Source organism: Brevundimonas sp. C43 (assembly GCF_030732185.1).
Taxonomy (GTDB): Bacteria; Pseudomonadota; Alphaproteobacteria; order Caulobacterales; family Caulobacteraceae; genus Brevundimonas; species Brevundimonas diminuta_C.
In genome coordinates this window covers 3,067,854-3,092,360 of the sequence record NZ_CP132231.1, presented here as the reverse complement: position 1 = coordinate 3,092,360, position 24,507 = coordinate 3,067,854, and the positions used below count along the sequence as shown (strand labels likewise).

Annotated in this window: 28 protein-coding genes and 1 riboswitch; of the genes, 7 read left to right on the top strand and 21 right to left on the bottom strand. The window is 67.3% G+C overall.

Annotated features, from left to right (window positions below):
- Window positions 1–8: 8 nt before the first annotated feature.
- The 10 genes from Q9R14_RS15490 to Q9R14_RS15445 all read right to left on the bottom strand — a co-directional run bounded on the left by Q9R14_RS15490 (window position 9) and on the right by Q9R14_RS15445 (window position 7,199).
- A complete protein-coding gene (locus Q9R14_RS15490) occupies window positions 9–383 on the bottom strand; it encodes a hypothetical protein (RefSeq protein ID WP_306002965.1) in 375 nt (124 codons plus the stop codon).
- A gap of 5 nt (window positions 384–388) precedes the next feature.
- Window positions 389–1,855, bottom strand: a complete 1,467-nt coding sequence (locus Q9R14_RS15485) for an alpha/beta hydrolase (RefSeq protein WP_306002964.1) — start codon at window positions 1,853–1,855, stop codon at window positions 389–391.
- Between the two features lie 57 nt (window positions 1,856–1,912).
- Window positions 1,913–2,944: a Holliday junction branch migration DNA helicase RuvB gene (gene ruvB, locus Q9R14_RS15480; protein WP_306002963.1), complete on the bottom strand. Its 1,032-nt coding sequence runs from the start codon at window positions 2,942–2,944 to the stop codon at window positions 1,913–1,915.
- A 229-nt stretch (window positions 2,945–3,173) separates the two neighbouring features.
- A complete protein-coding gene (ruvA, locus tag Q9R14_RS15475) occupies window positions 3,174–3,791 on the bottom strand; it encodes a Holliday junction branch migration protein RuvA (protein ID WP_306002962.1) in 618 nt (205 codons plus the stop codon).
- A complete protein-coding gene (ruvC, locus tag Q9R14_RS15470; protein WP_055753940.1) occupies window positions 3,788–4,306 on the bottom strand; it encodes a crossover junction endodeoxyribonuclease RuvC in 519 nt (172 codons plus the stop codon). Before ruvC ends, ruvA begins: the two co-directional genes overlap by 4 nt.
- A 46-nt stretch (window positions 4,307–4,352) precedes the next feature.
- Entirely contained in the window at window positions 4,353–5,048 is a 696-nt protein-coding gene (locus tag Q9R14_RS15465; RefSeq protein WP_306002961.1) for an MgtC/SapB family protein, read from the bottom strand.
- A gap of 76 nt (window positions 5,049–5,124) precedes the next feature.
- Window positions 5,125–5,643: a hemerythrin domain-containing protein gene (locus Q9R14_RS15460; RefSeq protein ID WP_306002960.1), complete on the bottom strand. Its 519-nt coding sequence runs from the start codon at window positions 5,641–5,643 to the stop codon at window positions 5,125–5,127.
- A 75-nt stretch (window positions 5,644–5,718) separates the two neighbouring features.
- Entirely contained in the window at window positions 5,719–6,093 is a 375-nt protein-coding gene (locus Q9R14_RS15455) for a DUF86 domain-containing protein (RefSeq protein ID WP_371929734.1), read from the bottom strand.
- Window positions 6,083–6,379 (bottom strand): nucleotidyltransferase family protein, encoded by a 297-nt coding sequence (locus Q9R14_RS15450; protein WP_306002958.1) that lies wholly within the window; start codon window positions 6,377–6,379, stop codon window positions 6,083–6,085. The genes Q9R14_RS15455 and Q9R14_RS15450 overlap by 11 nt, the downstream gene beginning before the upstream one ends.
- 46 nt (window positions 6,380–6,425) lie before the next feature.
- The gene (locus Q9R14_RS15445; protein WP_045809692.1) at window positions 6,426–7,199 is read right to left on the bottom strand and encodes a YebC/PmpR family DNA-binding transcriptional regulator; all 774 of its coding nucleotides are present in this window, start codon (window positions 7,197–7,199) and stop codon (window positions 6,426–6,428) included.
- Between the two features lie 137 nt (window positions 7,200–7,336).
- Between Q9R14_RS15445 and Q9R14_RS15440 the strand changes: the two genes are divergently transcribed.
- The gene (locus Q9R14_RS15440) at window positions 7,337–7,537 is read left to right on the top strand and encodes a hypothetical protein (protein WP_055753936.1); all 201 of its coding nucleotides are present in this window, start codon (window positions 7,337–7,339) and stop codon (window positions 7,535–7,537) included.
- 9 nt (window positions 7,538–7,546) lie between these two features.
- On the opposite strand, the gene Q9R14_RS15435 is transcribed toward Q9R14_RS15440, so the two are convergent.
- Both Q9R14_RS15435 and Q9R14_RS15430 read right to left on the bottom strand, forming a co-directional pair.
- The gene (locus tag Q9R14_RS15435; protein WP_306002957.1) at window positions 7,547–8,080 is read right to left on the bottom strand and encodes a MarR family winged helix-turn-helix transcriptional regulator; all 534 of its coding nucleotides are present in this window, start codon (window positions 8,078–8,080) and stop codon (window positions 7,547–7,549) included.
- Between the two features lie 48 nt (window positions 8,081–8,128).
- Window positions 8,129–8,563, bottom strand: coding sequence for a thioesterase family protein (locus Q9R14_RS15430; protein WP_017506452.1), 435 nt, complete (start codon window positions 8,561–8,563; stop codon window positions 8,129–8,131).
- A 111-nt stretch (window positions 8,564–8,674) separates the two neighbouring features.
- Here Q9R14_RS15430 and Q9R14_RS15425 point away from each other — a divergent pair, with 111 nt between their 5' ends.
- Window positions 8,675–9,805 carry a zinc-dependent alcohol dehydrogenase family protein gene (locus tag Q9R14_RS15425; protein ID WP_306002956.1) on the top strand — a complete coding sequence of 377 codons (1,131 nt, stop codon included), beginning with the start codon at window positions 8,675–8,677 and terminating at the stop codon, window positions 9,803–9,805.
- A gap of 79 nt (window positions 9,806–9,884) precedes the next feature.
- A complete protein-coding gene (locus tag Q9R14_RS15420; RefSeq protein ID WP_306002955.1) occupies window positions 9,885–10,490 on the top strand; it encodes a hypothetical protein in 606 nt (201 codons plus the stop codon).
- A 4-nt stretch (window positions 10,491–10,494) separates the two neighbouring features.
- Here Q9R14_RS15420 and Q9R14_RS15415 read toward each other — a convergent pair whose 3' ends face one another.
- The 8 genes from Q9R14_RS15415 to Q9R14_RS15380 all read right to left on the bottom strand — a co-directional run bounded on the left by Q9R14_RS15415 (window position 10,495) and on the right by Q9R14_RS15380 (window position 18,722).
- Entirely contained in the window at window positions 10,495–12,963 is a 2,469-nt protein-coding gene (locus tag Q9R14_RS15415; protein WP_306002954.1) for a prolyl oligopeptidase family serine peptidase, read from the bottom strand.
- Between the two features lie 110 nt (window positions 12,964–13,073).
- A complete protein-coding gene (locus Q9R14_RS15410; protein WP_306002953.1) occupies window positions 13,074–13,919 on the bottom strand; it encodes a ribokinase in 846 nt (281 codons plus the stop codon).
- On the bottom strand, window positions 13,916–14,884 hold the full coding sequence (locus Q9R14_RS15405; RefSeq protein WP_306002952.1) for a nucleoside hydrolase: 969 nt from the start codon (window positions 14,882–14,884) through the stop codon (window positions 13,916–13,918). Before Q9R14_RS15405 ends, Q9R14_RS15410 begins: the two co-directional genes overlap by 4 nt.
- A 49-nt stretch (window positions 14,885–14,933) precedes the next feature.
- Window positions 14,934–15,623, bottom strand: a complete 690-nt coding sequence (locus tag Q9R14_RS15400; RefSeq protein WP_306002951.1) for an amino acid racemase — start codon at window positions 15,621–15,623, stop codon at window positions 14,934–14,936.
- Window positions 15,620–16,825 (bottom strand): chromate efflux transporter, encoded by a 1,206-nt coding sequence (chrA, locus tag Q9R14_RS15395; protein ID WP_306002950.1) that lies wholly within the window; start codon window positions 16,823–16,825, stop codon window positions 15,620–15,622. Before chrA ends, Q9R14_RS15400 begins: the two co-directional genes overlap by 4 nt.
- On the bottom strand, window positions 16,822–17,082 hold the full coding sequence (locus tag Q9R14_RS15390; protein ID WP_306002949.1) for a DUF3253 domain-containing protein: 261 nt from the start codon (window positions 17,080–17,082) through the stop codon (window positions 16,822–16,824). Before Q9R14_RS15390 ends, chrA begins: the two co-directional genes overlap by 4 nt.
- 15 nt (window positions 17,083–17,097) lie before the next feature.
- The gene (locus tag Q9R14_RS15385) at window positions 17,098–18,096 is read right to left on the bottom strand and encodes a D-cysteine desulfhydrase (protein WP_306002948.1); all 999 of its coding nucleotides are present in this window, start codon (window positions 18,094–18,096) and stop codon (window positions 17,098–17,100) included.
- 95 nt (window positions 18,097–18,191) lie between these two features.
- Window positions 18,192–18,722 carry a hypothetical protein gene (locus tag Q9R14_RS15380; protein WP_306002947.1) on the bottom strand — a complete coding sequence of 177 codons (531 nt, stop codon included), beginning with the start codon at window positions 18,720–18,722 and terminating at the stop codon, window positions 18,192–18,194.
- 89 nt (window positions 18,723–18,811) lie between these two features.
- Here Q9R14_RS15380 and Q9R14_RS15375 point away from each other — a divergent pair, with 89 nt between their 5' ends.
- Window positions 18,812–19,663 (top strand): TIGR02587 family membrane protein, encoded by an 852-nt coding sequence (locus Q9R14_RS15375; RefSeq protein WP_306002946.1) that lies wholly within the window; start codon window positions 18,812–18,814, stop codon window positions 19,661–19,663.
- Between the two features lie 4 nt (window positions 19,664–19,667).
- Window positions 19,668–20,045 carry a hypothetical protein gene (locus tag Q9R14_RS15370; protein WP_306002945.1) on the top strand — a complete coding sequence of 126 codons (378 nt, stop codon included), beginning with the start codon at window positions 19,668–19,670 and terminating at the stop codon, window positions 20,043–20,045.
- Between the two features lie 7 nt (window positions 20,046–20,052).
- On the opposite strand, the gene Q9R14_RS15365 is transcribed toward Q9R14_RS15370, so the two are convergent.
- Entirely contained in the window at window positions 20,053–20,460 is a 408-nt protein-coding gene (locus Q9R14_RS15365; protein ID WP_242077323.1) for a BLUF domain-containing protein, read from the bottom strand.
- Window positions 20,461–20,593: 133 nt separating this feature from the next.
- A riboswitch (TPP riboswitch) is annotated at window positions 20,594–20,702 on the top strand.
- Window positions 20,703–20,843: 141 nt separating this feature from the next.
- On the opposite strand from Q9R14_RS15365, the gene thiC reads away from it, so the two are divergent.
- A complete protein-coding gene (gene thiC / locus Q9R14_RS15360; protein ID WP_306004164.1) occupies window positions 20,844–22,673 on the top strand; it encodes a phosphomethylpyrimidine synthase ThiC in 1,830 nt (609 codons plus the stop codon).
- 93 nt (window positions 22,674–22,766) lie between these two features.
- Entirely contained in the window at window positions 22,767–24,452 is a 1,686-nt protein-coding gene (locus tag Q9R14_RS15355) for an RNA-directed DNA polymerase (protein WP_306002944.1), read from the top strand.
- Window positions 24,453–24,507: the final 55 nt, after the last annotated feature.

Genomic DNA, 24,507 nt, shown 5'->3' with positions numbered 1-24,507 from the left:
GACGGACTTTAGCGCACCACCTGCGATCCCGGCCTCTCCAAAAATCCGGGGCAGTAGCTTTGGCGCATTTCGCGGAACTCGGTCGGCAGGGGGTCGTCGCTGAACAGGATGCGATTGGGGATGGAGACGAAGCCCACCGCCGGCCCGCCGGCGACGCGCCCGAGATAGCCGCAAACCGATCGCCTCTCGCCATTCTCGGCGTAGCGCAGCTCGGCGCCGCGCCCCGCCTGGGTGCGGATCTGGCGCATCACCCGCGCATCGGCCGGCTCGGGCGACGGGGTGTTCGCCGGCTGCATCAGCACCCAGACGCCGACCGCGCACAGGGCGAGAACCAGCGCCGCTGCGATCATCAGGCGTTGCTGAAGCGGGCTGCGATGGCGCATCACCCTCATGCGGCGGGCGCATCCAGGGTGAAGTCCAGCGGCGTGTCGGCGGCGGGCAGGCAGGTCCGGTCCACCGGCCTGGACGGATCACGCAGGAAATCCCGCGCCATCTTGCGCGTGCAGGGGCTGGCGTTGATGACGCCGTGCGTCGCATTGGTCACGATCACCACCTGGCTGTTCGCATAGCCCTTGGCGGCCGCCTCGGTCAGCGGCGGCGGACAGCCCGGGTCGATCTCGGCGGCGACCAACAGGGTCGGGATGTCCGTCTGAACCGGCAGGTTCTCGATCGGCAGCGCCGGCCGTTCGCCCACCGCCGCGCAGACGTCGAACAGCCGCGACAGCGACGGAACCAGCACCTCGGCAACCGGATCGCCCGCCGCCCCGGCCGCCAGCCGCGCCTTGGACTCGAACGGCAGTTCTTCCTTGCACAGGTGGGCCATGTGCTGGCCCTCGAAATAATAGGTGCGGTCCTCTGCGATCTCCGCGACCGGCGTCAGGTCGCCGGCGATGATCTTGTCCAGATCGACCGGCAGGCTGCGCACCCCCGCCGCGCTATAGGTCGTGTCCATCAGGAAGGCCGACAGGTCATCGACGTTGAAGCTGCGCCCGTCCTCGCCCGTCACCGGACCGGCCAGCCATTTGCGCGCCTCGGCCTCGAACCGCGCCTGAAGGTCCGGATGCTGCGCCGCGCAGGCCGGCTGGGCCGCGCATTTGGCCAGGATGATCTTCACCGCCGCCGACACCTGTTCAGGCGTGCCGACGGCCCAGTTGCCCTCTGGCGGCCAGGGGCTGTCCATCACGGCGGCGCGCACGATCCGGGGCTGGTGGGTGATGACCGCCGCCTCGATGCGCGGCCCGTACGATCCGCCCCACAGGTCGATCTTGGCCAGACCCAGGGCCTGGGCCATGTCCTTCACATCGTCGGCGATGGCGGCGGCGTTGTACTGGTTCAGGTCGATCCCTTGCGCCTGATACCCCTTCAGACAAGCGATCAGCCCGTCGCGGTCCTTGTCGGACGGCGGCCCCGCATCGGTCAGTTCGACGCCCGGACAGTCCATCGACGGGTTGCTCGCCCCGCCGCCCCGCTGGTCGAACACAATCACGTCCTGATCCACCGCAAAGGCCTCCGGATTGCGACGCAGCGCCGCCAGCATCCGTCCCGCCCCCGGCGTCAGGGCGCCGCCCGGCCCCCCGTGGAACATCACCATCGGCGGCAGCGCCTGGCCCGAGGCGTCCTTGTAGGGCGCGCTGGCCTTGAAGATGACCACGGCGATATCGATGCGCCGATCGCTGACCGACCCGTCGCGCGCCTCGTCCACCGTCAGGGTCCCGCACCGCACCTCGCGCAGACCCGTCGGCCAATCGCCGGGACAGGCCTTGTCGGTGAAGACGGGAGCCGCCGCTCTCGCAGGCGGCGCCAGACCGGTCAGGCCGGCCGCAAACGCCATCACGGCCAGGGTGCGCAGGATCATGGGACGACGGCTCCGGTTCGCCCCCAGCAAACCCCCGCCCGCTCCGCTTGGCAACGCCTATTCGAACAGGTCGCCCGGCACGGGGCTGGCGGCCGGTTGCGCCGGCGCGCTGAGGCCCAGATGCGCATAGGCCTTGGCGCAGGCCATGCGGCCGCGCGGCGTGCGCATGATGAAGCCCTGCTGCAGCAGATAGGGTTCGATCACGTCCTCGACCGCGTCGCGCGCCTCGGCGATGGCGGCCGCCAGGGTGTCCATCCCGACCGGCCCGCCGCCATAGTTCTCGATCAACGCCTTCAGGAACCGCCGGTCCAGGCTGTCCAGTCCGGCCTCGTCCACCTCCAGCCGCGCCAGCGCCCGCGCCGCAACCAGTTTCGAGATCGTCTCCGCCCCCTCGGCCGAGGCGAAATCCCGCACCCGGCGCAGCAGACGCCCGGCGATGCGGGGCGTGCCGCGCGCCCGCGACGCGATCTCGCGCGCGCCGCCTTCATCGATCCCCGCGCCCATCTTGCGCGCCGTGCCGCGCACCACCGCCGTCAACTCGTCGGGCGTGTAGAACTCCAGCCGCAGCGGAATGCCGAACCGGTCGCGCAACGGCGTGGCCAACAGGCCCGCCCGCGTCGTCGCCCCCACCAGCGTGAACGGCGCCAGATCGATCCGCACCGAGCGCGCCGACGGCCCCTCGCCGATGATCAGGTCCAGCACATGATCTTCCATGGCCGGATACAGGATCTCCTCGACCTGGGGGCTTAGCCGGTGGATCTCGTCGATGAACAGGACGTCGCGCGGCTCAAGGTTGGTCAGGATCGCCGCCAGATCGCCCGCCTTGGCCAGGATCGGCCCCGAGGTCGCCCGGAACCCCACGCCCAGCTCGCGCGACACGATCTGCGCCAGCGTCGTCTTGCCCAGTCCCGGCGGTCCGAACAGCAGCACATGGTCCAGCGCCTCGGCCCGCCCGCGCGCCGCATCGATGAAGACCTTCAAATTGCCCTTGGCCTGCGACTGGCCGACGAATTCCGACAACGTCTGCGGCCGCAGCGCGCGATCGAAGGATTCGCCGGTCTCGGCCTCGGGGGAGATGACGCGGGTCATGGCTGGCCCGAGTGGCGAGTGGCTGTTGAGTGGCGAGTGGCTGTTGAGTGGCGAGTGGCTGTTGAGTGGCGAGTGGCGAGTGGCGAGTGAAGAGTGAAGAGTGAGCCGGGAAGTGAGCGCAGGGGTGAGCGAATCCGGAAGACCGCAGACGCGCCGCAGCTCACCTCTTGCTCACTAGCACTTCTCACTTCTCGCCACTCGCCACTCGCCACTCGCCACTCCCTTCCAATCACCGCCCCAACTCCTGCAGCGCCGCACGGATCACCGCCGACAGCTCCGCCTCTTCGCCCAGACGAAACAACGCCTGATCCACGGCCCGACGCGCATTGACCTCGGCGACGCCCAGGCCAAGCAGGGCCGACACGGCCTCGCCGGTGATGGACGGAACGGGCGGTGCGATCTCGACATGCATGCCGGGCGCGACAGGCGCAAAACTGGCGTCGCCCAACGCCTTGCCCTTCAGCTCGGTCACGATCCGCAGCGCCAGCTTGGGCCCCACGCCGTTGGCCCGCGCCACCGCCGCCTTGTCCTCGCGCGCCACAGCCGAGGCCAGTTCGCCGGGCGGCAGGACATCCAGCACCGCCAGCGCCGCCTTGGGCCCCACGCCCTGAATGGCCAACAGGGTCGTGAAGGCCCGCCGCTCGTCGCGCGTCAGAAATCCATACAGGCGCGGCCCCGCATCTTCGCTCCACTGGGAATGGACATGCACCGTCGCCTCGTCGCCCGGCGCCGGCAATCGCCCCAGCGTCCGCGCCCCGCACGACACGACATAGCCCACGCCCGCGCAGTCGATCAGGCATTCCGCCTCCCCGACCTCGGCCAGCACGCCTCTCAACCGCCCGATCACGCCGCCCCCCGGTGCATCGCTTCCAGCAAGGACCGCTTCCTGAGCTGCGCATGGGTGATAGCGACCGCCAGGGCGTCGGCCGCATCCGCCTTCACGTCCCCGGCCGTCGGCAACAGGCGTTTGACCATGAAGGCGATCTGACTCTTGTCGGCATGGCCTGCGCCCACCACCGCCTTCTTGATCAGGTTCGGCGAATATTCCGCCACCGTCAGACCCGCCTTGGCCGGCGCCAGCATCACCGCCGCCCGCGCATGACCCAGCTTCAGCGTCGAGGACGGGTTCACATTGACGAACACCTCTTCCACCGCCGCCTCCTCGCAGCCGTGGTCGGCGCAGATCGTTCCCAGCGCCTCAAACAGATGCAGCAGCCGCTCGCTGAACGGCGCGGTCTCGGGCGGGGCCACCACGCCGTGCGCCACCCACCTCAGGCGCGCGCCGTCGGACACGACGACCCCCCAGCCGGTACGTCGCAGACCGGGGTCCAGGCCGATGATTCTGACAGGTTCGTTCGCCATCCGTTCCCCTCATGCCGCAAAGAGGGTTATCGGGCAATGAACGGTTTCAGTCGTCGCGCGGGTCCAGGCTGTAGGCGACCACGCCCGGTATGGCGCACAGCTGTTCCGCCAGCTGCTTCAACTGGCTTTCCTCGGCGGCCTTCAAACGCCAGGTCCGTCGCACGGTCTGTCCATCGATCAGCTCGAACCGATCGTGTCGCGCGTCCGCATCGATGGCTTTCAGCGCCGCCTCGATCGCCGACTCCGGCGACTCTTCGCGCCGTTCCCAGCACACTTCGGCGTCCACCACCGTGCGCACCGGCAAACGCCCGCTGATCAGCTTCAGCCCGATCAGAATCAGGGCCGTGACCACCGTTGCCCCCGCGCCCAGCGCATAGAGCCCTGCCCCGAACAGAATGCCGATCGCCGAGGTGATCCACAGCGACGCCGCCGTGGTCAGCCCGTGGATCGAAAATCCGGTGCGGAAGATCACGCCTGCGCACAGGAACCCGATCCCCGTCAGCACGCCGTGCGCCATCCGCGTCGGGTCTGTGACGATGTTCTCGTCGGGCAGGGCGCGGAACGCCCAATCGGCCTGCGACATGGCCGCCAGCATCAGCAGGGCTGACGCCAGGCTGACCAGGATGTGCGTTCTCAGGCCCGCCGCCCGACCCCGCCATTCGCGCTCGAAGCCGATGACCCCGCCCGCGATCACCGCGCCGAGGATCGGCAGGACGGCGCCTTCCAGACTACCCAGATTCATCCGCGCTCAACGATGCGCCGGGCGCGGATGTTCCTTGGACGGACGATGCTGCGACATCGTGGTCGCAGCGACCGCCTCAACCGTGCTTATCGATATAGGTCTCGGGATCCTTGTTCACCGGCTTGACGCCGGTGATGTACTCGGCCTCGAAGGCGGCGAACTTGACCGCCAGCGCATGGCGCGTCTCGACGTCGGCGTTCATGCGGAAGTCGGTCAGCCCCTGCCGCTCTTCCTCGCCCATGTGTTTGGAGTTGACGACGTTCGCCTCGCCCACGGCGTCGAACCAGGCCTTGGTGCCGACCTTGTGCTTTTCGACCGCCTTGACCGCATCGCGCAGCTTGTTGTGGTCCTCGATGGCGTCTTCGGTCTCGCCCTCGACCGTGCCGTCCTCGGCGTCGTTGGCGCCCTCGCCCTGCTTCAGCAGCTCCGGATAGAAGAACCGCTCCTCGGCCTCGGCGTGCACATCCAGGAACGCCGACAACCGCGACCAGACGGCGCTCAGCGCATCGGTGTCCTTTGGGTCGATCTGTTCGATTATCGCAAACAGCCGACGCTGTTCGGCATGGTCGTCGAGGATCAGCTGGGTGATGTCCATAGGGGGCTCCAGGCGTAACGGTGAAGCCTCGTTACGCCCGGCGCACGACCCGGTTCCGTGCGAACGACTCGCGCCCTATTTCGGCTGATGTTCCCGCAGCGGCTCGTCGCCGAGAACCGCATTTGCGGCGGCGATCAGATCGTTCAGCTCGCCGTGCACAATCGCCCAAACGCGGCTTTCCGCAACATTCTGATACACGTGCCGAAAGACGTTGCCGGAATCCTCGATCTGCCGCCAACGAATGTTCGGATGATCCGACTGTTGGGCGCCCCGAAGACGCCGCGCGGCTTCGGACACGATCTCCAGACAGCGGGTGACCGCATAGAAGGTCTTGCGATCCGCCGCGAATTCGTTGGCCGACAGGGCTTCACAGAAGCTCTGCGCCAAAAGGCTGTTGTCCAGAATGGCTCGCCAAGCGAGGCGCTCTTTGCGATCCGGCTCAGAAGGCAAAGATCGCCTCGCGCTCGGCTTCGCGTCGGACCTGTTCAATCAGCATCTCGCGATCTGACACGTCTGCGCGCCCCTCAAACAGATCGCCGATGAACTGGGTGATGCCGACGTAGTCGTAGAGATTCACCTCAGCCGCCGGGTCGATCTGGACCATGATGTCCAGATCGCTGTCGGGCCGTGCGTCGCCCCGCGCAACCGATCCGAACAAGGCGGCATGGGCTACGCCCTGACGACGCAACTCACCTTCGTGCTCACGCAGGACGGCAATGACGGCGGCGCTGTTCATACCGCCAGTTTAGCGCGAAGGCCGTTCCGACGCGAGAGCTTCGAAATCAGCCCGCGTACTTGGCCGCGTCCTCGTCGGAGATGTCCTCGTTGGAATAGACCGCCGAGACGTCGTCCTCGGCGTCCAGCGCGTCCAGCAGCTTGAACAGGGTGCCGACCGCCTCGCCGGTCACCGGCACTTCGGACTGCGGCTTCCACACGATTGCGGTGGACTTGGGATCGCCCAGCACCTTGGACATGGCCTCGGCGACGTCGTTCAGGTCTTCGAAGGCGGTCCAGATCGTGTGGCCCGGCGCGTCCTCATAGATGTCGGGCTTGACCAGGTCGCTCTCGACGTCCTGGGCGCCGGCCTCGATGGCGGCCTCCATCACGGCGTCTTCCGAACCGGCCTCGGCGGCATAGGTGATCTTGCCGACCTTGTCCCACATGAAGGCGACCGAGTTCATCTCGCTCAGAGCGCCGCCGTTCTTCTTGAAGGCCGCGCCGATGTTCGACGCCGCGCGGTTGCGGTTGTCGGTCAAGGCCTCGACGATGATGCCCACGCCGCCCGGGCCCCGGCCCTCGTAGCGGACTTCTTCCATCGTATCGACGTCGCCGCCCGAGGCCTTGTTGATGGCGCGCTGGATCACGTCCTTGGGCAGGCTTTCGGCCTTGGCGTTGTTCACCGCCAGGCGCAGGCGCGGGTTGGCCGCCGGATCCGGCAGGCCCGACTTGGCCGCCACGGTGATGTCGCGCGACAGTTTGGAGAACAGCTTGGAGCGCTGCGCATCGGCGCGCCCCTTGCGGTGCATGATGTTCTTGAATTTCGAGTGGCCGGCCATGGGATCGTCTTTGAGCGTTCTGAACCTGAGCGGGCGGTCCTAAACGAAGAGCGTCATCCTGTCACGATAGGCAGCGGGGGTGGAACCTCGACCGTTTGGGCGTATTGATCCCGGCGAGACAGACGGAGCGTAAAGTCATGACCGCCGACGACACCATCTATGAAGCCGAAGGCTATATGGACGAGGACCTGCACGAGGCCGACATCGTCGAATGGTACGAAGCCCGCCCGGTCACCGTGTCCACCGCCGTCGCCACCGGCGCCATCGTCACCGCCTTCACCTTGGGCGCCCTGACCGCCGTCGGCGCGCTGTTCCTGATCGGCCGTCTGGACGACTGATCTACACGACTAGGCGTCCGGCCGTTCGGGCGTCTGCGGAATACGGTCCGTCAGCAGTTTCAGCACCTTGGCGGTGATGGCCAGTTCCTCGTCGGTCACGCCCGCCAGCAGTCGGGTGCGATCCTCGCGCGCCACACGATCGGAGGCGTTCAGCGCCTCTAGCCCCTTTGGTTCCAGCCGGATCAGGTTGGCGCGTCCGTCGCCGCAAAACGGATGGCGTGACACCAGCCCCTCTTCGATCGACAGCTTGATGCGGCGTGACAGCGACGCCTCGGATATCCGCAGGATCGCCGCCAGCTCCGACTGCGTCAGCCCCTTGGGCTTGGACGCCAGAACATACAGGTGCGCGCGCTGGGCCGCCGTATAGCCTCGGCCGCGAAACAGCGCATTGGCCCGCGTGATCCACGCTCGCGCGACAAAGGCGATGCGCATGGACACGACCAGTTCCAGGCTTCCGCGCGGATCGTCCCCGGTCGTTGATGCATCCGCCTCCGTAAGGCTCAGATAGAAGGCGTCATCGAGATCGGCGGGGTCGGAAGGCATTGGCATCACGCAAACAGGCGCTGGATTTCAGGCGAAAGGCGAAAGCCCCTACCCCGCGCGAAGATTCTCCACCACGCTTCTCAGTCGCGCCGGCAGCGGCTTGGGCCGGCGCGTTTCCGCGTCGACATAGACATGGACGAAATGGCCGATGGCGGCGGGAACATCGACGCTGCGCTTGAACACCGCAAAGCCGTAGGTGACGCTGGAGGTGCCGATCGCATCGACCTTGATCCCCACCTCGATCACATCGGGAAACTTCAGCGACGAGGTGTAGCGACAGCCCGAATCCACCACCAGGCCGATCGATTCCGTCAGGGCATTGGCGATCAGCAGATGGGCGTTCACCGCCGAGTCGACGAACTCGTAGAATTTGGCGTTGTTGATATGGCCGTACTGGTCGTTGTCGGCCCAGCGGGTGGAGACCATGTGAAAGGCCTTGTAGGTCGCCCGTTGCGCCAGCGCGCCCTCGTCTCGTTTCGGCATCGTCGTCTCCCTCGGCGACGCGAACCGTCGCTCTCGATCCCGACGCTCTAGCTTGGACGACGTTAGGTCAAGCGCCTATCGGTAGGTCGCTGATGACGAAGGCTTGACCACATGACCTTGACGACCCGCGCCGCCGTTCTGTCTGACATGGGCGCCGCCCGCCCCTACGCCGACAGCCGCCCCCTGTCGGTCCAGACCGTCACCCTGGACCCGCCCGGCCCTGGCGAAGTGCTGGTCGCGATCAAGGCGGCGGGCCTGTGCCATTCGGACCTGTCGGTCATCAACGGCGACCGGCCCCGCCCCCTGCCCATGGCCCTGGGGCACGAGGCGGCAGGCGTGGTCGAGGCGCTGGGCGACGGCGTCACCGATCTGGCCATCGGCGATCACGTCGTCATGGTCTTCATGCCGTCGTGCGGCCACTGCAATCCGTGCGCTGGCGGCCGTCCCGCCCTGTGCGAGCCCGGCGCCGCCGCCAACGGCCGGGGCGAGCTTCTGTCCGGGGCCCGTCGCATCTTCCGCGAGGGCGAGCCCGTCAACCACCACCTCGGCTGCTCCGCCTTCGCCGAGCGGGCTGTCGTCTCGCGCCGCTCCCTGGTCAAGATCGATCCCGACCTGTCGTTCGAGGAGGCGGCCCTGTTCGGTTGCGCCGTCCTGACCGGCGTCGGGGCCGTGGTGAACACCGCCAAGGTCCGCGCGGGCCAGAGCGTGGTCGTCATCGGCCTGGGCGGCGTGGGCCTGGCCAGCGTGCTCGGCGCCCTGGCCTCGGGCGCCAGCCCCGTCGTCGCCGTCGATTTGTCCGAGGACAAGCTGGCCCTGGCCCGCACCCTCGGCCCCGTTCAAACGGTCAGCGCCGCCGACCCCGATGCGGTCGATCAGGTCCGCGCCCTGACGAACGGCGGCGCCGACGTCGCCTTCGAAATGGCCGGCTCGGTCCGGGCGCTGGAGGCGGCCTGGAAGATGACCCGGCGCGGCGGAACCACCGTCACCGCCGGCCTGCCGCCGCCCGATGCGGCGCTGGCCGTCAACGTGGTCTCCCTCGTCGGCGAAGAGCGCACGCTGAAGGGTTCCTACATCGGCACCTGTGTCCCCAGCCGCGACATCCCCCGCTACGTCGCCCTCTATCGCCAGGGCCGCCTGCCGGTCGATCGCCTGATGAGCGGCGTCATTCCCTTGGACGACATCAACGCCGGCTTCGACCGCCTCCACGCCGGCGAGGTCGTGCGGCTGATCGTACAACCGTGACGACACCGTAATCTCGCGGCCCGCTTTCGGCCGCAAATCCGCAGACCAATGTCCGCTCAAGCTTAAGCGGAGATCTCCCATGCGCCCGTCTCGCCTGTCCTGCGCCGCCGCGATGTCGGCCCTCGCCCTCGCCTTCGCCGTTCCGGCATTGGCTCAAGAGACTCCGCCTCAGAACAACGCCGAGATGGCCGCCATCTTCGCCGCCGATCAGGCCGTAAGGCAGAATCTGACGCCTGACTTTTTCAAAGACCGCGCCCGCGTCACAGCAATGCTCGCCGAAGACGCCGCGCGCCGGGTCCAGACCCGCGCCCTGCTGGACGCCGGCACGCTCAGCACCGGCGAGGACTATCGCGCCGCCGCCTTCGTCTTCCAGCACGGCTCCACGCCCGAGGATTATCTGCTGGCCCATAGCCTGGCCGTCGCCGCCGTGGCCAAGGGCTCGCCCGAAGGCGCCTGGATCGCCGCCGCGACGCTGGATCGCTATCTGCAGATGACCGAAAAGGCCCAGATCTACGGCACCCAGACCCGCAAGACCCGCGACGCCCCGGCCACCCTCGATCCCTATGACCGCGCCCTGATCCCCGACGGCCTGCGCGCCGTCTTCGGCGTCCCGCCCCAGTCGGAGCAGGACGCGCGTCTCGCGGCCGTCAACGCCGCGGCGGAGGCCGCAGCGTCCCAGCCCTGATCGCTCAGTTGGCCGTCGGCTTCGGCGGGGCGTTCTTCACATACTGGTCCAGCCAGCGGGTCATTTCCCACAGCGTATGGCCGACCGATTCCCGCGCGCGGTATCCGTGCGCCTCCAATGGCAGGGTGACGTAACGCGCCGTCGCCCCCAGCCCCTTCAGCGCCGCATAGAACCGCTCGGACTGGATCGGGAAGGTGCCCGAGTTGTCGTCCGCCTCGCCGTGGATCAGCAGGATCGGCTCGTTCATCTTGTCGGCATAGGTGAAGGGCGACATCTCGGTATAGACCTCGGTCGCCTCCCAATAGTTGCGCTGTTCGGACTGGAAGCCGAACGGCGTCAGGGTGCGGTTATAGGCGCCCGACCGCGCGATCCCGGTCCGGAACAGGTCGGTGTGAACCAGCAGGTTCGCCGTCATGAAGGCGCCGTAGCTGTGGCCGCCCACGGCGATCCGGTCGCGGTCGGCCACCCCCATCCGCACCACCGCGTCCACCGCCGCCTGAGCATCGGCGGTCAGCTGCTCGACATAGGTGTCATTCGGCTCGGCCCCATCCTTGCCGATGATGGGCATGGAGGGGTTGTCGAAGATGGCATAGCCTTGGGTCAGCAGGAACAGATGGCTGGACCCGCCCGGCCGCACGAAGCGGTTCTGCACATCCACCGTCTGGCCCGCCACCGTCGCATCGGTGAACTCGGCCGGATAAGCCCACATCAGCATCGGCAGCGGCCCGTCGCGGTCCTTGTCGTAGCCGGCCGGCAGATACAGCGTCCCCGACAGCTTGACCCCGTCGGCCCGCTCATAGGTCACCAGTTGCCGCGTCGCCTCGGCCAGCTGCGGCGCCGGATCGGGGAAGTTGGTCAGCCGCGTCGTCTGGCCCGTCGTCAGATCGCGGATCTGCAGGTTGGGCGGATCCAGCCGCGTCTCGCGCTGCGTGACCACTCGCTTGCCGTCCGCATCCAGGAAGCCGACCACGGCCTCGTAATCCGTATTGGCCGAGGTCCACAGCCGTTCGCTACGTCCCGTCGCCGGGTCCATCGCGGCCAGGAAGGGGAACTCGCCTTGCGGCGTCGCCCCGGCGCCCGACATCAGGATGCGCCCCTGCGGATCGAAGCGGATCACCGAGCGCCCTTGGGCATTCGGCTGGGTCACCGGCTGGCCCGGATTGTCGTAGCGCGCCTGATAGTTCCGCTCCAGCAGCACCCGGCCCTCGCCCGGATTGGAAGGATCGACGACGAACCGCGTCTCGTGCCGGGTGTTGAACCAGCGGCTGTTGACGATGGCCAGGTCGTCCCGGCCCCACACGATCCCGCCGAACCGTTCCTTCAGGTCGATCAGCTTGACGGGCTCGGCCGTGAAGGGCGCGGCCTGCATGAAGACCCGGTCCCGGAACTCGGCCTCGCGGCGGATGTCCCCGCCGTCCAGCGCCTCGACCCAGGTCAGGGTCGCCGGCGCATCGGCCCGCCACTCGACCGCGCGCGGCCCTGGCGCCACCGCGTCGAAGGCGGTCGGCACATCGTCCCGCAGCGGCAGGTCGGCGACCGTGCGCACCACGCGACCGTTCAGATCCGTCACCACGATCTCGGTCGGGAACAGGTCGTCCGGCACCGCATAGGAGTAGGGCCGCTTGGCGATCTCATGCAGGATGTATTTGCCGTCCGGCGACACCGACGCGTCCAGATAGACCGCCGGCGCCCCGATCGTCCGTGCACGGCCGTTCAGCGGAACCAGCGTCAGCTGGCTGGTGAAATAATGGTCGAACAGGGCCTCGTCGCCGGGGTTCGACAGCAGGTCCTGATAGGTTCGCACCGGCGCGACCCGCCCGGCCGTCTCCTCGATGTTCGGCCCCGCGGGCGCCGCCGTCACGTCCGGCGCCGGACCGCGCCCCGTCGGCGCCGCCTCGACCAGCAGGCCCGAACTGTCGGGCAGCCACTCATAACCCGTCCCGCCCGTCATATTGACCACAGGATCGGTCAGCTTCCTCGCCCGCGCCGAGGCCACGTCCACGACCCACAGCTCCAGCCCCGTCGGCCGGTCCAGCACGAAGGCCAGCGACCTGGCGTCCGGCGAGAACCGCGGCGCCGTGAACCGCGCGCCGTCGGGCAGGGCCACGACGCGAGGTTGCCCGCCGTCCACCGCCTGCAGGCTCAGCCCCGTCAGCCACGCCACCCGGCTTTCGGCCGCACCGTTGTTCCTGGGATTGATCCGCGTCCCCGCCAGCCTCAGCATCGGCTCGGCCAGGGCCTTGATGCTGGGCAGGTTCGACCGGTCCATCAGCACCAGCGTCCGCCGATCCGGGCTCAGCATCGACGACGGCGTCGGCCTGGCGTCCAGGATGTCCGCGATCGGCGCCGGCGGCTGCTGATAGACCATCGGTCCCGCAGCCGGCGCCGCATTCTGGGCGAACGCCCCGCCCGCCACGCCGCTCAGCAGCACCGCCGCCAGAACCAGCCCAACCCCACGTCCACGCATCATCATCGTCTGAAGTCCCCACAAATCCCGAACCCCAGACCTACCCCCGCCCGCACGCCGACGCCAACCCGTTTAAGCGTTACAGTGTCACATGGTTGCTGGACGCAAGATACCGTTCAACCAACCAGCAGCGCCTCGACCTGATCGCGCTCCGGCGCGGACGGTTGGGCGCCCGGGCGGGTCGCGGCGAAGGCTCCGGCGGCGCAGGCGAAGCGAAGGGCCTCGGCCGGGTCCATGCCTTCCAGCAAAGCCACCGTGATGGCGGCGACGAAGGCGTCGCCGGCGCCTGTCGCATCGACCGCCTCGACGGCGGGCGGGGTCGCCCAGGCCATCTCGACGCCGCGCTGATACATGGCCGCGCCTCGGGCGCCCTTGGTGACGACCACCCGTCCCCCGCCCCGGTGCAGGCCGTCGCCATAGAAGGCCGCCTCGGTCTCGTTGACGACGATCAGGTCGGCGCGGCGCAGCAGCAGTTCCGACACCGGCGCGGCGGGCGCCAGATTGGCGCAGACGAAGCCGGTCGCCCGGCCCACCGCTGCCTCGACCGTCTCGATCGGCAGCTCCAGCTGTACGATCAGCGCGCCCTCGATCCGCTGGGGCAGTTGTTCGGGGGTGACCATATGGTTGGCGCCGGCCGCGACCACGATCTGGTTCTCGCCGGTCGGATCGACGGCGATCAAAGCCACCCCCGTCGGCGCCGCCACATCGACCTCCACCCCCGCCAGATCGACGCCCAGGTCCTCCATCAGGGCCAGGGCCTCGCCGGCCATGGCGTCGTTGCCGACCCGGCCGATCAGACAGACCTCGGCCCCCAGCTTCTCGGCCGCCAGGGCCTGGTTGGCGCCCTTGCCGCCGGGATGGCGCGCCAGGGTCGCCCCGGTCACCGTCTCGCCCGGCGCCGGCAGCTGGGGCGCGGTGGCCACCAGATCCAGGTTGATCGAACCGACGACGGTGATCCTCATGCGCCGGCCTCCAGCGCCTGAGTCTCCAGAGCCTGAGCCTTCAGCTTGGCGACGATCAGATCGAACACCCCTTGCGCATCCGCCGCGACCGCCCAGCGATGCCGCGCCGTCGCCGCATCGATCCGGAACTCGACCGCCGTATGCCCGCGCGTCAGGTCCGAACCCGTCTCCACCTCGATCCGGCAGGGCTTGGTTTCGAACAGGTCAGGCTGGATCAGCCAGGCGATGGGACACGGGTCATGCAAGGGGGCTGCATCCCAGCCCACGATCTCGCGCTCCACCCGCTGCGAGAACCGCAGCGTCGACGCCGCCGCCCGCGCGGCCTCGCTGTCGATGGCCTCTATCGCCGCGATCCGGTCCTCGGTCGCGCGCACCTGATGGGTCGCGTCCAGGCCGAAGGCGACCACCTGACATCCCGATCCGAACACCACGGCCGCCGCATCCGGATCGGCCCAGATGTTGAACTCGGCGGATGCGGTGACATTGCCGCCTTCCGACCGCGCCCCGCCCATCACGACCACCGACCCCAGCCGTTCGGCCAGCCGCCGCTCGCGCCGCATCGCCAACGCCAGATTGGTCATCGGCCCCAGAACGGCGATGGCGACCGAGCCTTCCGGCCGGCTCATCACCAGATCGACAATGGCGTTGGCGGCCGGCCCGTCGCCGACGATCCCCGTCGGCTCGAACGGCTCCAGATCGCCCAGACCCTCGACGCCGTGAAACTCGCCCGCACCCGCCGGCGGACGTTTCAGCGGCCGCTCTGCCCCACCAAACACCGGCACCTCCTCGCGCCCGGCGATCTGGCGGATGATGCGCGCATTGCGCTGGGTCTTGGCGCCGGGAACATTGCCCCCGACCGTGGTGACGGCCAGCAGCTCCAGCTCGGGCGCGGCGAAGGCCAGAAACAGCGCCACGGCGTCATCCACGCCGGGGTCGCAATCGATGATCAGGGATTGAATAGACACCGCCCATGACTAGGCAGGCGGGCCGCGCGGAGCAAGCCGCAACCGCGCCTCAGACCCGACACGCCTCCCCGCACGCCTGCACGCACGCCTTGGCCAGCACCTCGGCCGAATCCGTCAGGGGGATCGGCGCATCCTCGGCCCTGAGCAGCAGCGGCACCTCCGTGCAGCCCGCGATCAGCCCGTGCGCGCCCGCATCCGCCAGGGCCTGAGCCAGCCGCAACATCCCTGCCCGCGCCGCCTTGCCGACCTCGCCGCGCTTGACCCCATAGACCAGGCCCATGAAGGCCTCGCGGTCCGCGCCCTCCAGCAGCACCGTCTCGATACCGCGCGCCGCCAGCGCCTCAATGTAAAGCCGCTCGCCCCCCGGCGTCGCCAGCACGCCGATCCGCTTGGCGCCTGACGCCGCCGCCGCGTCCGCCGTCGCCGCGATCATGTCGATGAAGCGCAGGCTCTTCGCCTCGCACGCCGCGCGGATGGCTCCCGCCTGGGCATGGGCGGTGTTGCAGGGCATGGCGATCACCTCGGCCCCGGCCGCCGCCAGCCCCTCGGCCATCTGCCCCAGCACTGCCTCGGCCTCGCCCGGCTGCGTGTTGCGATCGGGCACCTGGGGGTTCAGGTCCATCACCACCCGGATGTGATCGGCGTCGCCCTCGGCCGGCGTCAGCGCCTGCACCCGCGCCAGAAACGCCACCGTCGCCGCCGGTCCCATGCCGCCGATCACGCCCAGGATCTTGCTCATCGCATCACGCCCCATCCCGCGACCGCAGCGGCGGCCAGAACTGCCGGCACGGCGTAGCGGCTCTTCCAGGCCCACGCCACCGCCAGGGCGACCGTAAAGATCGCCACGGCCGCCGCCATCGACGGCGCCCGCTGCAAGGTCGCCCAGCCCAGCTCGACACTGGTCGCGGCGATGATGCCCACGACGGCGGCGGCGACCCCGGCCAGACCGTCGTGCAGCCGCCGGTCCTCGACCACCGCCTCCAGCCGCTCATAGAAGATCATCGAAAAGGCGAAGGCCGGCGCGAACACCCCGGCTGTCATCGCCAACGCCCCGCCCCAGCCCGCAACCACGAAGCCGACGAAGGTGCAAAAGATCACCAGCGGCGCCGGGATCACCCCTGCAAAGGCGATCCCGTCCAGAAACGCCCCATCGTCGATCAGCCCGCGCCCCACCGTATCGGCGCGCACATAGGGAATGGCGGTATAGGCGCCGCCGAACGTCAGCAGCCCCGCCTTCAGCCCCGTCCAGAACATCGCGACCCAGCCGACGTCGCCCGCCGGCCCCGCCGTCTGTCCAAACACCGGCCCGCCGTCCCCTAGCCCGTGCATCGCCAAGGCCGCGACGACCGCCAGCGCCACGACCCCGACGGCCAGACCGACCCGCCCGGCCCGGACCAGCAGATAGGCCGCCCCGCCCGCCGCCAGCACGATCCAGAACGCCGCCCCGGCCAGGGTCGCCGCAAAGCCGACGACGGCGACGGCCCACAGCCAGCGATCGTCCAGAATATGCGATCCGATCTTGCAGACGGCGCGCACGATCACCGCCACCACCGCCGCCTGAACCCCCAGAAACGCCCCGGCCAACAGGCCCACGACCGGCGACAGCGCCACATAGGCCCAGCCGATCCCCAGCATCAGGATCAGCCCCGGCAGCATGAACCCCAGGCCCGCCAGCAGACCGCCGATCCGCCCCCGCGCCCGCATGCCCATGTGCACGCACAGCTCGTGCGCCTCCGGCCCCGGCAGGACCTGCAACACCGCCAGCAGCCGGTTGAACCGCGCGCTGGACATCCAACGGTCCTGATCGACCAGCTCGCGCCGGATCATCGCGATCTGCGCCACCGGCCCGCCAAACGCCAGCAGCCCGAACCGCAAGAACCGCAGAAACACCGCCGCCAAAGACAGCGCCGGCGGGACTGGTTCGATCTCGCGTACCGTCACCCGCCGCCCCCGTCTTCACCGCCTCGAGCCCTAGCGATCCGATACGGCCCCGCGCGCAGCGCCAGCGGCCGCCCCTTCCAGCTCAGTCGCACCGCGCCCTCGTCCACCAGGGCGTCCACCGCGGCGTGAACGTCACTCATCGCCTCGCGCCAGGCGCCGTCTTCGCCCGCAACCGCCCGCGCGACCTCGCTGGGGCAGACGGTGGCGTCCTCGGCCCGGGCGGCCAGCAGCGCCAGCGTCGCCTCGCGCGCGTCCATGCCGGGTGCCGCTCCCTACAGCGCGCCTTCGATCTCGGTCTGATAGCCGAACAGCCCCTGCGCCCCGCCGGTGTGCAGGAAGACCACCGTCTCGCCCTTGAACTCCCCCGCCCGCGCCAGGGCGATCAGCCCCTTCATCGCCTTGCCGGAATAGACCGGGTCCAGCACGATCCCGTCCAGACGCGCGGCCAGGGTCAGGGCGTCGATCACCCCCTGGTCGATCAGGCCATAGCCCTCGCCGACATAGTCGCAGTTGGCGACGACCATCTCCCGCGTCACCCGGCCCGGCTGGCCCAGCAGGGCGGCCGTCTCTTCGGCCAGTTTGAAGACGTTCGCCTCCTGCCTGTCCTTGGGCGCCCGCACCCCGATGCCCAGCACCGGAATGTCCGTCCCCATGACCGCCAGTCCGGCGACCAGGCCCGCATGGGTGCCCGCGCTGCCCGTCGCCGTCACGATGCGGTGGACCTCCAGATCCATCTCATCGGCCTGGACCACGATCTCGCGCGCGCAATCGACATAGCCCAGCGCCCCAACCGGGTTCGATCCGCCGCCCGGAATGACATAGGGCTTGCCGCCCCGCGCCCGCACCTCAGCCGCCGTCTTCTCCAGCTCGGCGACCATGTCCGTCCCGCCCGGCACGGTGCGCAGGGTTGCGCCGAACAGCCGGTCCAGCAGCACGTTGCCGTTGCCGACATAGTCCGTCGCCCTGGACCCCGTCCGCTCTTCCAGAATGATCTCGCAGGCCAGACCGTGGGCCGCCGCCGCCGCCGCCGTCTGGCGCACATGGTTCGACTGCACCGCCCCTTGCGTCACCAGGGTGTCGGCGTCCTGTTCGAACGCCGCGCCCAGCAGGAACTCCAGCTTGCGGGTCTTGTTGCCGCCGCCGGCCAGGCCGGTGCAGTCGTCGCGCTTGATCCACAGATCCAGTCCCAGCTCTTCCGACAACCGGGGCAGCGGCTCCAGCGGCGTCGGCAGATGGGCCAGGCGGATGCGGGCGAAACGGGCGAGATGCATGAGACGATTTCCTGTTCGACGTCTTGATAGCCCGCGCCCGTGACATTCAAAAGCGCCAGACCCAGGCCGCCGGCCCCTTCGCCCCGCCCTCGGCCTCAGCCCGGCGCGCCGGCCTCGGCCACACGCGTCGGGGCGACGAAGGCGGCGTCGCACAGGGCCTGGGCGAAGGCGTGGGACGTGACCGCCTGCCGGTCCATCAGGGCGTCCAGCACCCCGCTCCCCGCATCCACCGTCACGACCAGCGGATAACGCCCGACCACCTGACCGCCCTGCGCCGGATCGCGCAGTTCGGCGGTCGCCCGCATCCGGTGTTCGGCGCGATCGCCCGCCAGAATGGCCAGGCGCGGCGCACGGCTCAGCGCCTCGACATGGATGCTCAGGTTCAGCCGATGCCGGCCGCCGGCGCACAGCCCCATTTCGCTCAGCACCTCGTCGTTGAAGGTGTCGGCGAAGTCGTCCTCGGCATCCAGCCAGCCGGTCGTGGTCGTGACGCTGCCGATCCGCGCCTGCTCGGCCATGGCGGGCGACAGGGCCATCGGCTCGCCGCCGACCTCCACCGAGGCGCAGGCCGTCAATCCCGCGCACGCCAGAACCGCCAGGATGGCGGTCGTCTTGATCTGTTTCATCGTTCCCTCTCCCTAGAGCTGACACCAAGCTTGGCTGCGAATGAACGCCGCCTGAACGCCGTTCGACAAGCGGCCCGGAGCCAAAGCCGATGTCCAAGCGTTGCCGCCGCATGACCGCCGCCGCGCCGCCCTTGGATCTGCAACGCGAGCGCGCCTATGTCCGCGATCTGGGCCGCGCCTTCGCCGGCGCCCTGGTGTTCAACATCCCGCTCTTGATGACGATGGAGATGTGGGCGCAGGGCGTGATCATGGACCGTTGGCGGCTGCTGACCTTCATTGTCGCCGGCCTGCCGCTGCTTTACGGCCTGGCCTATTACGCCGGCTTCTCCAAGCGACGCGGGCCGGTCAACGATGCGCTCGACACCGCCGTGGCCCTGGCTGTCGGCTTCATCACCGCCTCGGTGCTGCTGATCCTGTTCGGCGTCGTCGAATGGGACGCGCCGCCGCGCGAGGGCCTGGGCATGGTCGCGCTTCAGGCCATTCCCGGCGCCATGGGCGCGCTTCTGGCCCGGCGTCAGCTCAGCGGGGATGGCGGAGGCGACACGGATGAGGATCAGGCCTCCTATTTCGGCGAACTGTTCCTGATGGCGGCCGGCGCCCTGTTCTTCGCCCTGAACGTCGCCCCGACCGAAGAGATGATCCTGATCGCCTACAAGGCGACGCCCGCCCACATCCTGGCCCTGATCGCCGTCTCCATCCTCCTGCTGCACCTGATCGTCTTCAAGGCGGGCTTCGCCGGTCAGGAAGAGGCCGATCATCCAATGAAGGCCTTCCTGCATTTCACCCTGCCCGGCTACGTCATCGCCCTGGCCGTCAGCCTGTTCACCCTGTTCCTGTTCGGCCGCACCGACGGCCATGCCGTCGCCGGCGTGGTCCAGACCATGGTCGTTCTGGGCTTCCCCGCCGCCATCGGCGCCGCCGCCGCCCGTCTGTTGGTCTGACCCCATGCCCACGAAGAAAAAGCCCGCCGCATCGACCCGCCCCCTGTTGCAATGGAGCATGGCCCTGCTCGGCGCCGTCATCACCCTGACCGCCATCGGCATCGTGGTGTGGGAGGCGCTGCAGCCCACGGCCCCGCCCGCGCTCAGCGCCCGCATCGTCGCCGTGGATGTCACCGCCGCAGGCCAGGTGGCGACCGTCCGGGTCCAGAACGACGGCGACGACACCGCCGCCGCCGTGGATATCGAAGGGGTTCTGGGCGACCAGACCGCGACCGCCAGCCTGGACTACGTCCCCGGCCACGGCCACGCCAAGGCCTACCTCCGCTTCGACGCCGATCCGCGCGCGGCGGCCGTCTCGGTCAAGGGCTGGTCGGCGCCCTAGACGACGTTCAGGCCGCCTGGGCCAGGACCGCGTCCTGCATCCGCTCGACCGTCTGCTGAGGCGCGCCGGCGCCGTCCACCGTGGCCCGCAGCGTCTCCTCCAGCGCCGGGGTCACGCGCACGCTGGCCATGGCCCAGCCGGAAAAGCCGCGCGCCGGGATCGGCTTGCGCTCGATCACCACCACCTCGTCATGGCGCGGATCGCCCGCCAGCCGCGTCATCAGCCGGTCCAGATCTTGCGCCGCGCCCTCAAGCACCTGCAGGAACCGCCCGTCGTGGATCAGCAGCGCCCCGGTCAGCTCGTCGCGCGCATTGTTCCGCTGCGAGGTGGCCAGGATGTCCACCTGCATCATCAGGCTGTCCGAATTGCCCCGCGCGCGGCTGGTGTAGAGGACGCGTTCCAGGTTCAGGCTCATATCCTCGTTTCACCCATGCGACGCCGGCGCCCGGCCCAGGCCTTGCGCATAGCCCAATAAATCCGCCACGCCTACAAGGACTTATGTGCGATTTCGGACAACTCGACATCTGCCGCGACGCGGGTTAGCCTGCACGCGTTCTCCGGGGGGTCGCAATCGAGCGGCTGAGATTGGCGTAGCCGCCTGACCCGTCGAACCTGATCCGGGTCATGCCGGCGAAGGGATGAGTAACGCTATCGGTCCTGACGTCACAGGACCCCTCGCGCCCGACGTCGGCGGACCTCAAACCGTTTGAGGCCGCCATGAACATCCAAGTCACCCCGCCCGCCCTGCCTGAAGAACCCAATGTCGAGTTGGCTCTGAAAGACGCCCGCGAGCAGGTCATGCGCGAGACTGGAACCATCCCGACCGGAGAACGGGCCGGCAGCCGCAAAGTCTATTTCGCCGGCGAACTCTACCCCGACATCCGCGTCCCCTTCCGCGAGGTCGCCGTCCACCCCTCGGCCAACGAGCCGCCGGTGACCATCTATGACTCATCGGGCCCCTACACCGACCCCACCGTCACGATCGACATCAAGAAGGGCCTGCCCCACGTCAAATCCAGCTGGCAGCTGGATCGCGGCGACATCGCCCCGGTCGCCAATCCGCGCGAGGTCAAGCCCGAGGACAACGGCCACGCCAGCGGCAAGAACCTGGCCCCGCGCTTCGACACCTCCAACCACCGCGTCTTCAAGGGCGTCGAGGGCCGCCCCGTCACCCAGTACGAATACGCCCAGGCCGGCATCATCACGCCCGAGATGGAATATGTCGCCATCCGCGAGAACCTGCGCCGCGAGCAGAACGCGCCCTGCATCCGCGACGGCGAGGACTTCGGCGCCAGCATCCCCGACTTCGTGACGCCCGAGTTCGTCCGGCAGGAGATCGCCCGCGGCCGCGCCATCATCCCCCACAACATCAACCACCCCGAGGTCGAGCCGATGATCATCGGCCGCAACTTCCTGGTGAAGATCAATGCGAACATCGGCAACTCGGCGGTGCTCTCCAGTGTCGACGACGAGGTCGACAAGCTGGTCTGGGCCACCCGCTGGGGCGCCGACAACGTCATGGACCTGTCGACGGGCCGCAACATCCACAACATCCGCGACTGGATCATCCGCAACTCCAGCGTCCCCATCGGCACCGTCCCCATCTATCAGGCGCTGGAGAAGGTGGGCGGCATAGCCGAGGACCTGACGTGGGAGGTGTTCCGCGACACCCTGATCGAACAGGCCGAACAGGGCGTGGACTACTTCACCATCCACGCGGGCGTGCGCCTGCCCTTCGTGCCGATGACGGCCAAGCGGGTGACGGGCATCGTCAGCCGCGGCGGCTCCATCATGGCCAAATGGTGCCTGGCCCACCACAAGGAGAGCTTCCTCTACGAGCATTTCGAGGACATCTGCGACATCATGCGCGCCTATGATGTCAGCTTCAGCCTGGGCGACGGCCTGCGCCCCGGCTCCATCGCCGACGCCAATGACGAGGCCCAGTTCGCCGAGCTGCGCACCCTGGGCGAACTGACCAAGATCGCCTGGGCCAAGGGCTGCCAGGTCATGATCGAGGGCCCCGGCCACGTGCCGATGCACAAGATCAAACAGAATATGGACGAGCAGCTGAAGCACTGCCACGAGGCGCCCTTCTATACGCTAGGCCCGCTCACCACCGACATCGCGCCGGGCTATGACCACATCACCAGCGCCATCGGGGCAGCCATGATCGGCTGGTTCGGCACGGCCATGCTCTGTTACGTCACGCCCAAGGAGCATCTGGGCCTGCCCGACCGTCAGGACGTCAAGGACGGCGTCATCACCTACAAGATCGCCGCCCACGCCGCCGACCTGGCCAAGGGCCACCCCGCCGCCCGCCTGCACGACGACGCCCTGTCACGCGCCCGGTTCGAGTTCCGCTGGGAGGATCAGTTCAACTTAGGGTTAGACCCCGAAACCGCCCGCAAATACCACGACGCCACCCTGCCCAAGGAGGCCCACAAGACCGCCCACTTCTGCTCCATGTGCGGCCCCAAGTTCTGCTCGATGAAGATCAGCCAGGACATCCGCGACGCCGCCGCCGCCCAAAACGACGCCGGCGCCTCCCTGTCGGAAGCCGAAGCCGGCATGGCGGAGATGAGCGCAAAGTTCCGGGCCGGCGGCGGGGTGGTGGAGGTAAAAGTCTAGCTGTCGACAGTCGATCAAATTCGCGCCATGGTTGACGCATGATCACTCGCTGCCACTATTCTAGAACTGCCCAACGCTTGTCGCGAGCGCAGAATGTTTAAAGACAAGGTGATGAAGGCGCTCCTGAGGCAGGGCTACTTTCCAAAAGAGCTTCCATCCGCCTTCACCACCGAGGATTTTAGTCGGGACGCTCAGTCCATCCTCGCTGACTGGTCATCATCAAAGCTGTTCAAAACCGATCAGCAAAAAATCAAGAAAAAGCGCATAAGAGGCAGTTACAACTACTCTTTACCTAATGCCGAAATAGAAGTCATTTCTGCGCCAAAGAGGGGATATGAGCGCAGAGATGTTCATATCACTCATCCATTGCCTCAAGCGCTCCTAACTATGGAGATGGCGCAGCATTGGAGGGTCATTCAAAAATGGCTTAGCCGGCAGCGCTATTCCATGGACGAGATTCAAGTATCTTCGAGCCATTCAAGAGCCGTGAAAGGTATAAATTTTTCGCTGCACCGGGTCAAAAAAGGCTACATAGAAGCCAGCGCCGACTGGTTGGTTAAAACCGATATAACGAGATTTTATCCGTCGATATACACCCACTCTATCCCTTGGGCTGCATACGGTAAGGAGCGTGTAAAAGGAAATTTGAACGTCTATAAAGGTTCATTTGCTGATCGGCTTGATGTTTTGGTGAGAGCCTGCAACCGTAATCAGACGGTCGGGATTCCAGTAGGACCTGAAACTTCTCGTATTCTAGCCGAAATCATTTCATCTCGGATAGATGATGATTTTCGACTCTCTCAACCCGAATTGAATGTTGATGCAGTTGATAGACTCCAAGATGATTGGTTTATCGGTCTCAAATCGTTGGAGGCTGCTGAGAGCGCTCTAGCATCAATCATCGGCGTTTATAGAGCATACGGCCTTGAGATTAACGGTAGCAAGACGTCTGTTGCGCGTATGGTGGCACACACCGAGGAGGCATGGGTTTCAGAATTAGGAGCATTTCTTTCACATCGCGCTGGCCCCTTGGCAGGCGGGCGGCTTCGAGAATTCCTAACCCTCACGCTCCGCCTTCAAACACAGTACGAGAAGCACTCAGTTACCAATTACGCTTTATCCGTTCTTGAAAATCACAGAACATCTAAAGATGATGTAGAAATTCTTGAATCCTTCTTACTCAAAGCAGCTGTTGTTGCTCCCGGCTCTATGTCTCGAGTCTGCGAGCTTCTGCTTAATATTGAGCATGACACAAAAGCTATATCTCGCAGAAGGGTAGGCCCCAGACTTACGGAACTTGCCGCGCGAAATCTAATGAATGGCAACCTTTACGAGTCTATTTGGCAACTCTACGCGCTCCGAGGCCTAGGCATATCCGTAAATTCCAAGCCTATTGCACAACTGGCAGAGGCTGGCACTTCCAGCGCTCTGGCACTCGTTTTGCTAGACCTAGATAGCCGGGGACTGTTCGGCCGAAAGTTGCCTAAAGCAAAATGGGAATCGGAGAGCACTAAAGATCGAGTGCGCTCCGACTGGATTTGGCTATTAGCATATGAAGGTTTCCGCCACGGCTGGCTCAACGATACTAAAGGAGTCATGAACGATGACTTCTTCCGTCCAATGGCAGCTAGAAATGTTGTGTTCTACGATCCTAAACGCAACGTTCGTCCGACATCGAAAGTCGTGAAACTGAGAGCCAACACTAGAAAGCGAAATCTCGAGGATATCACGCGGTTCTTCATGGAAATCAGAGGCGTGTCATTTTCGGATGACTACTAAGTCAGTGTAAGGATGACCGAAAGATGCATGTGATAGCGGTCAATCTCTTGGCGGC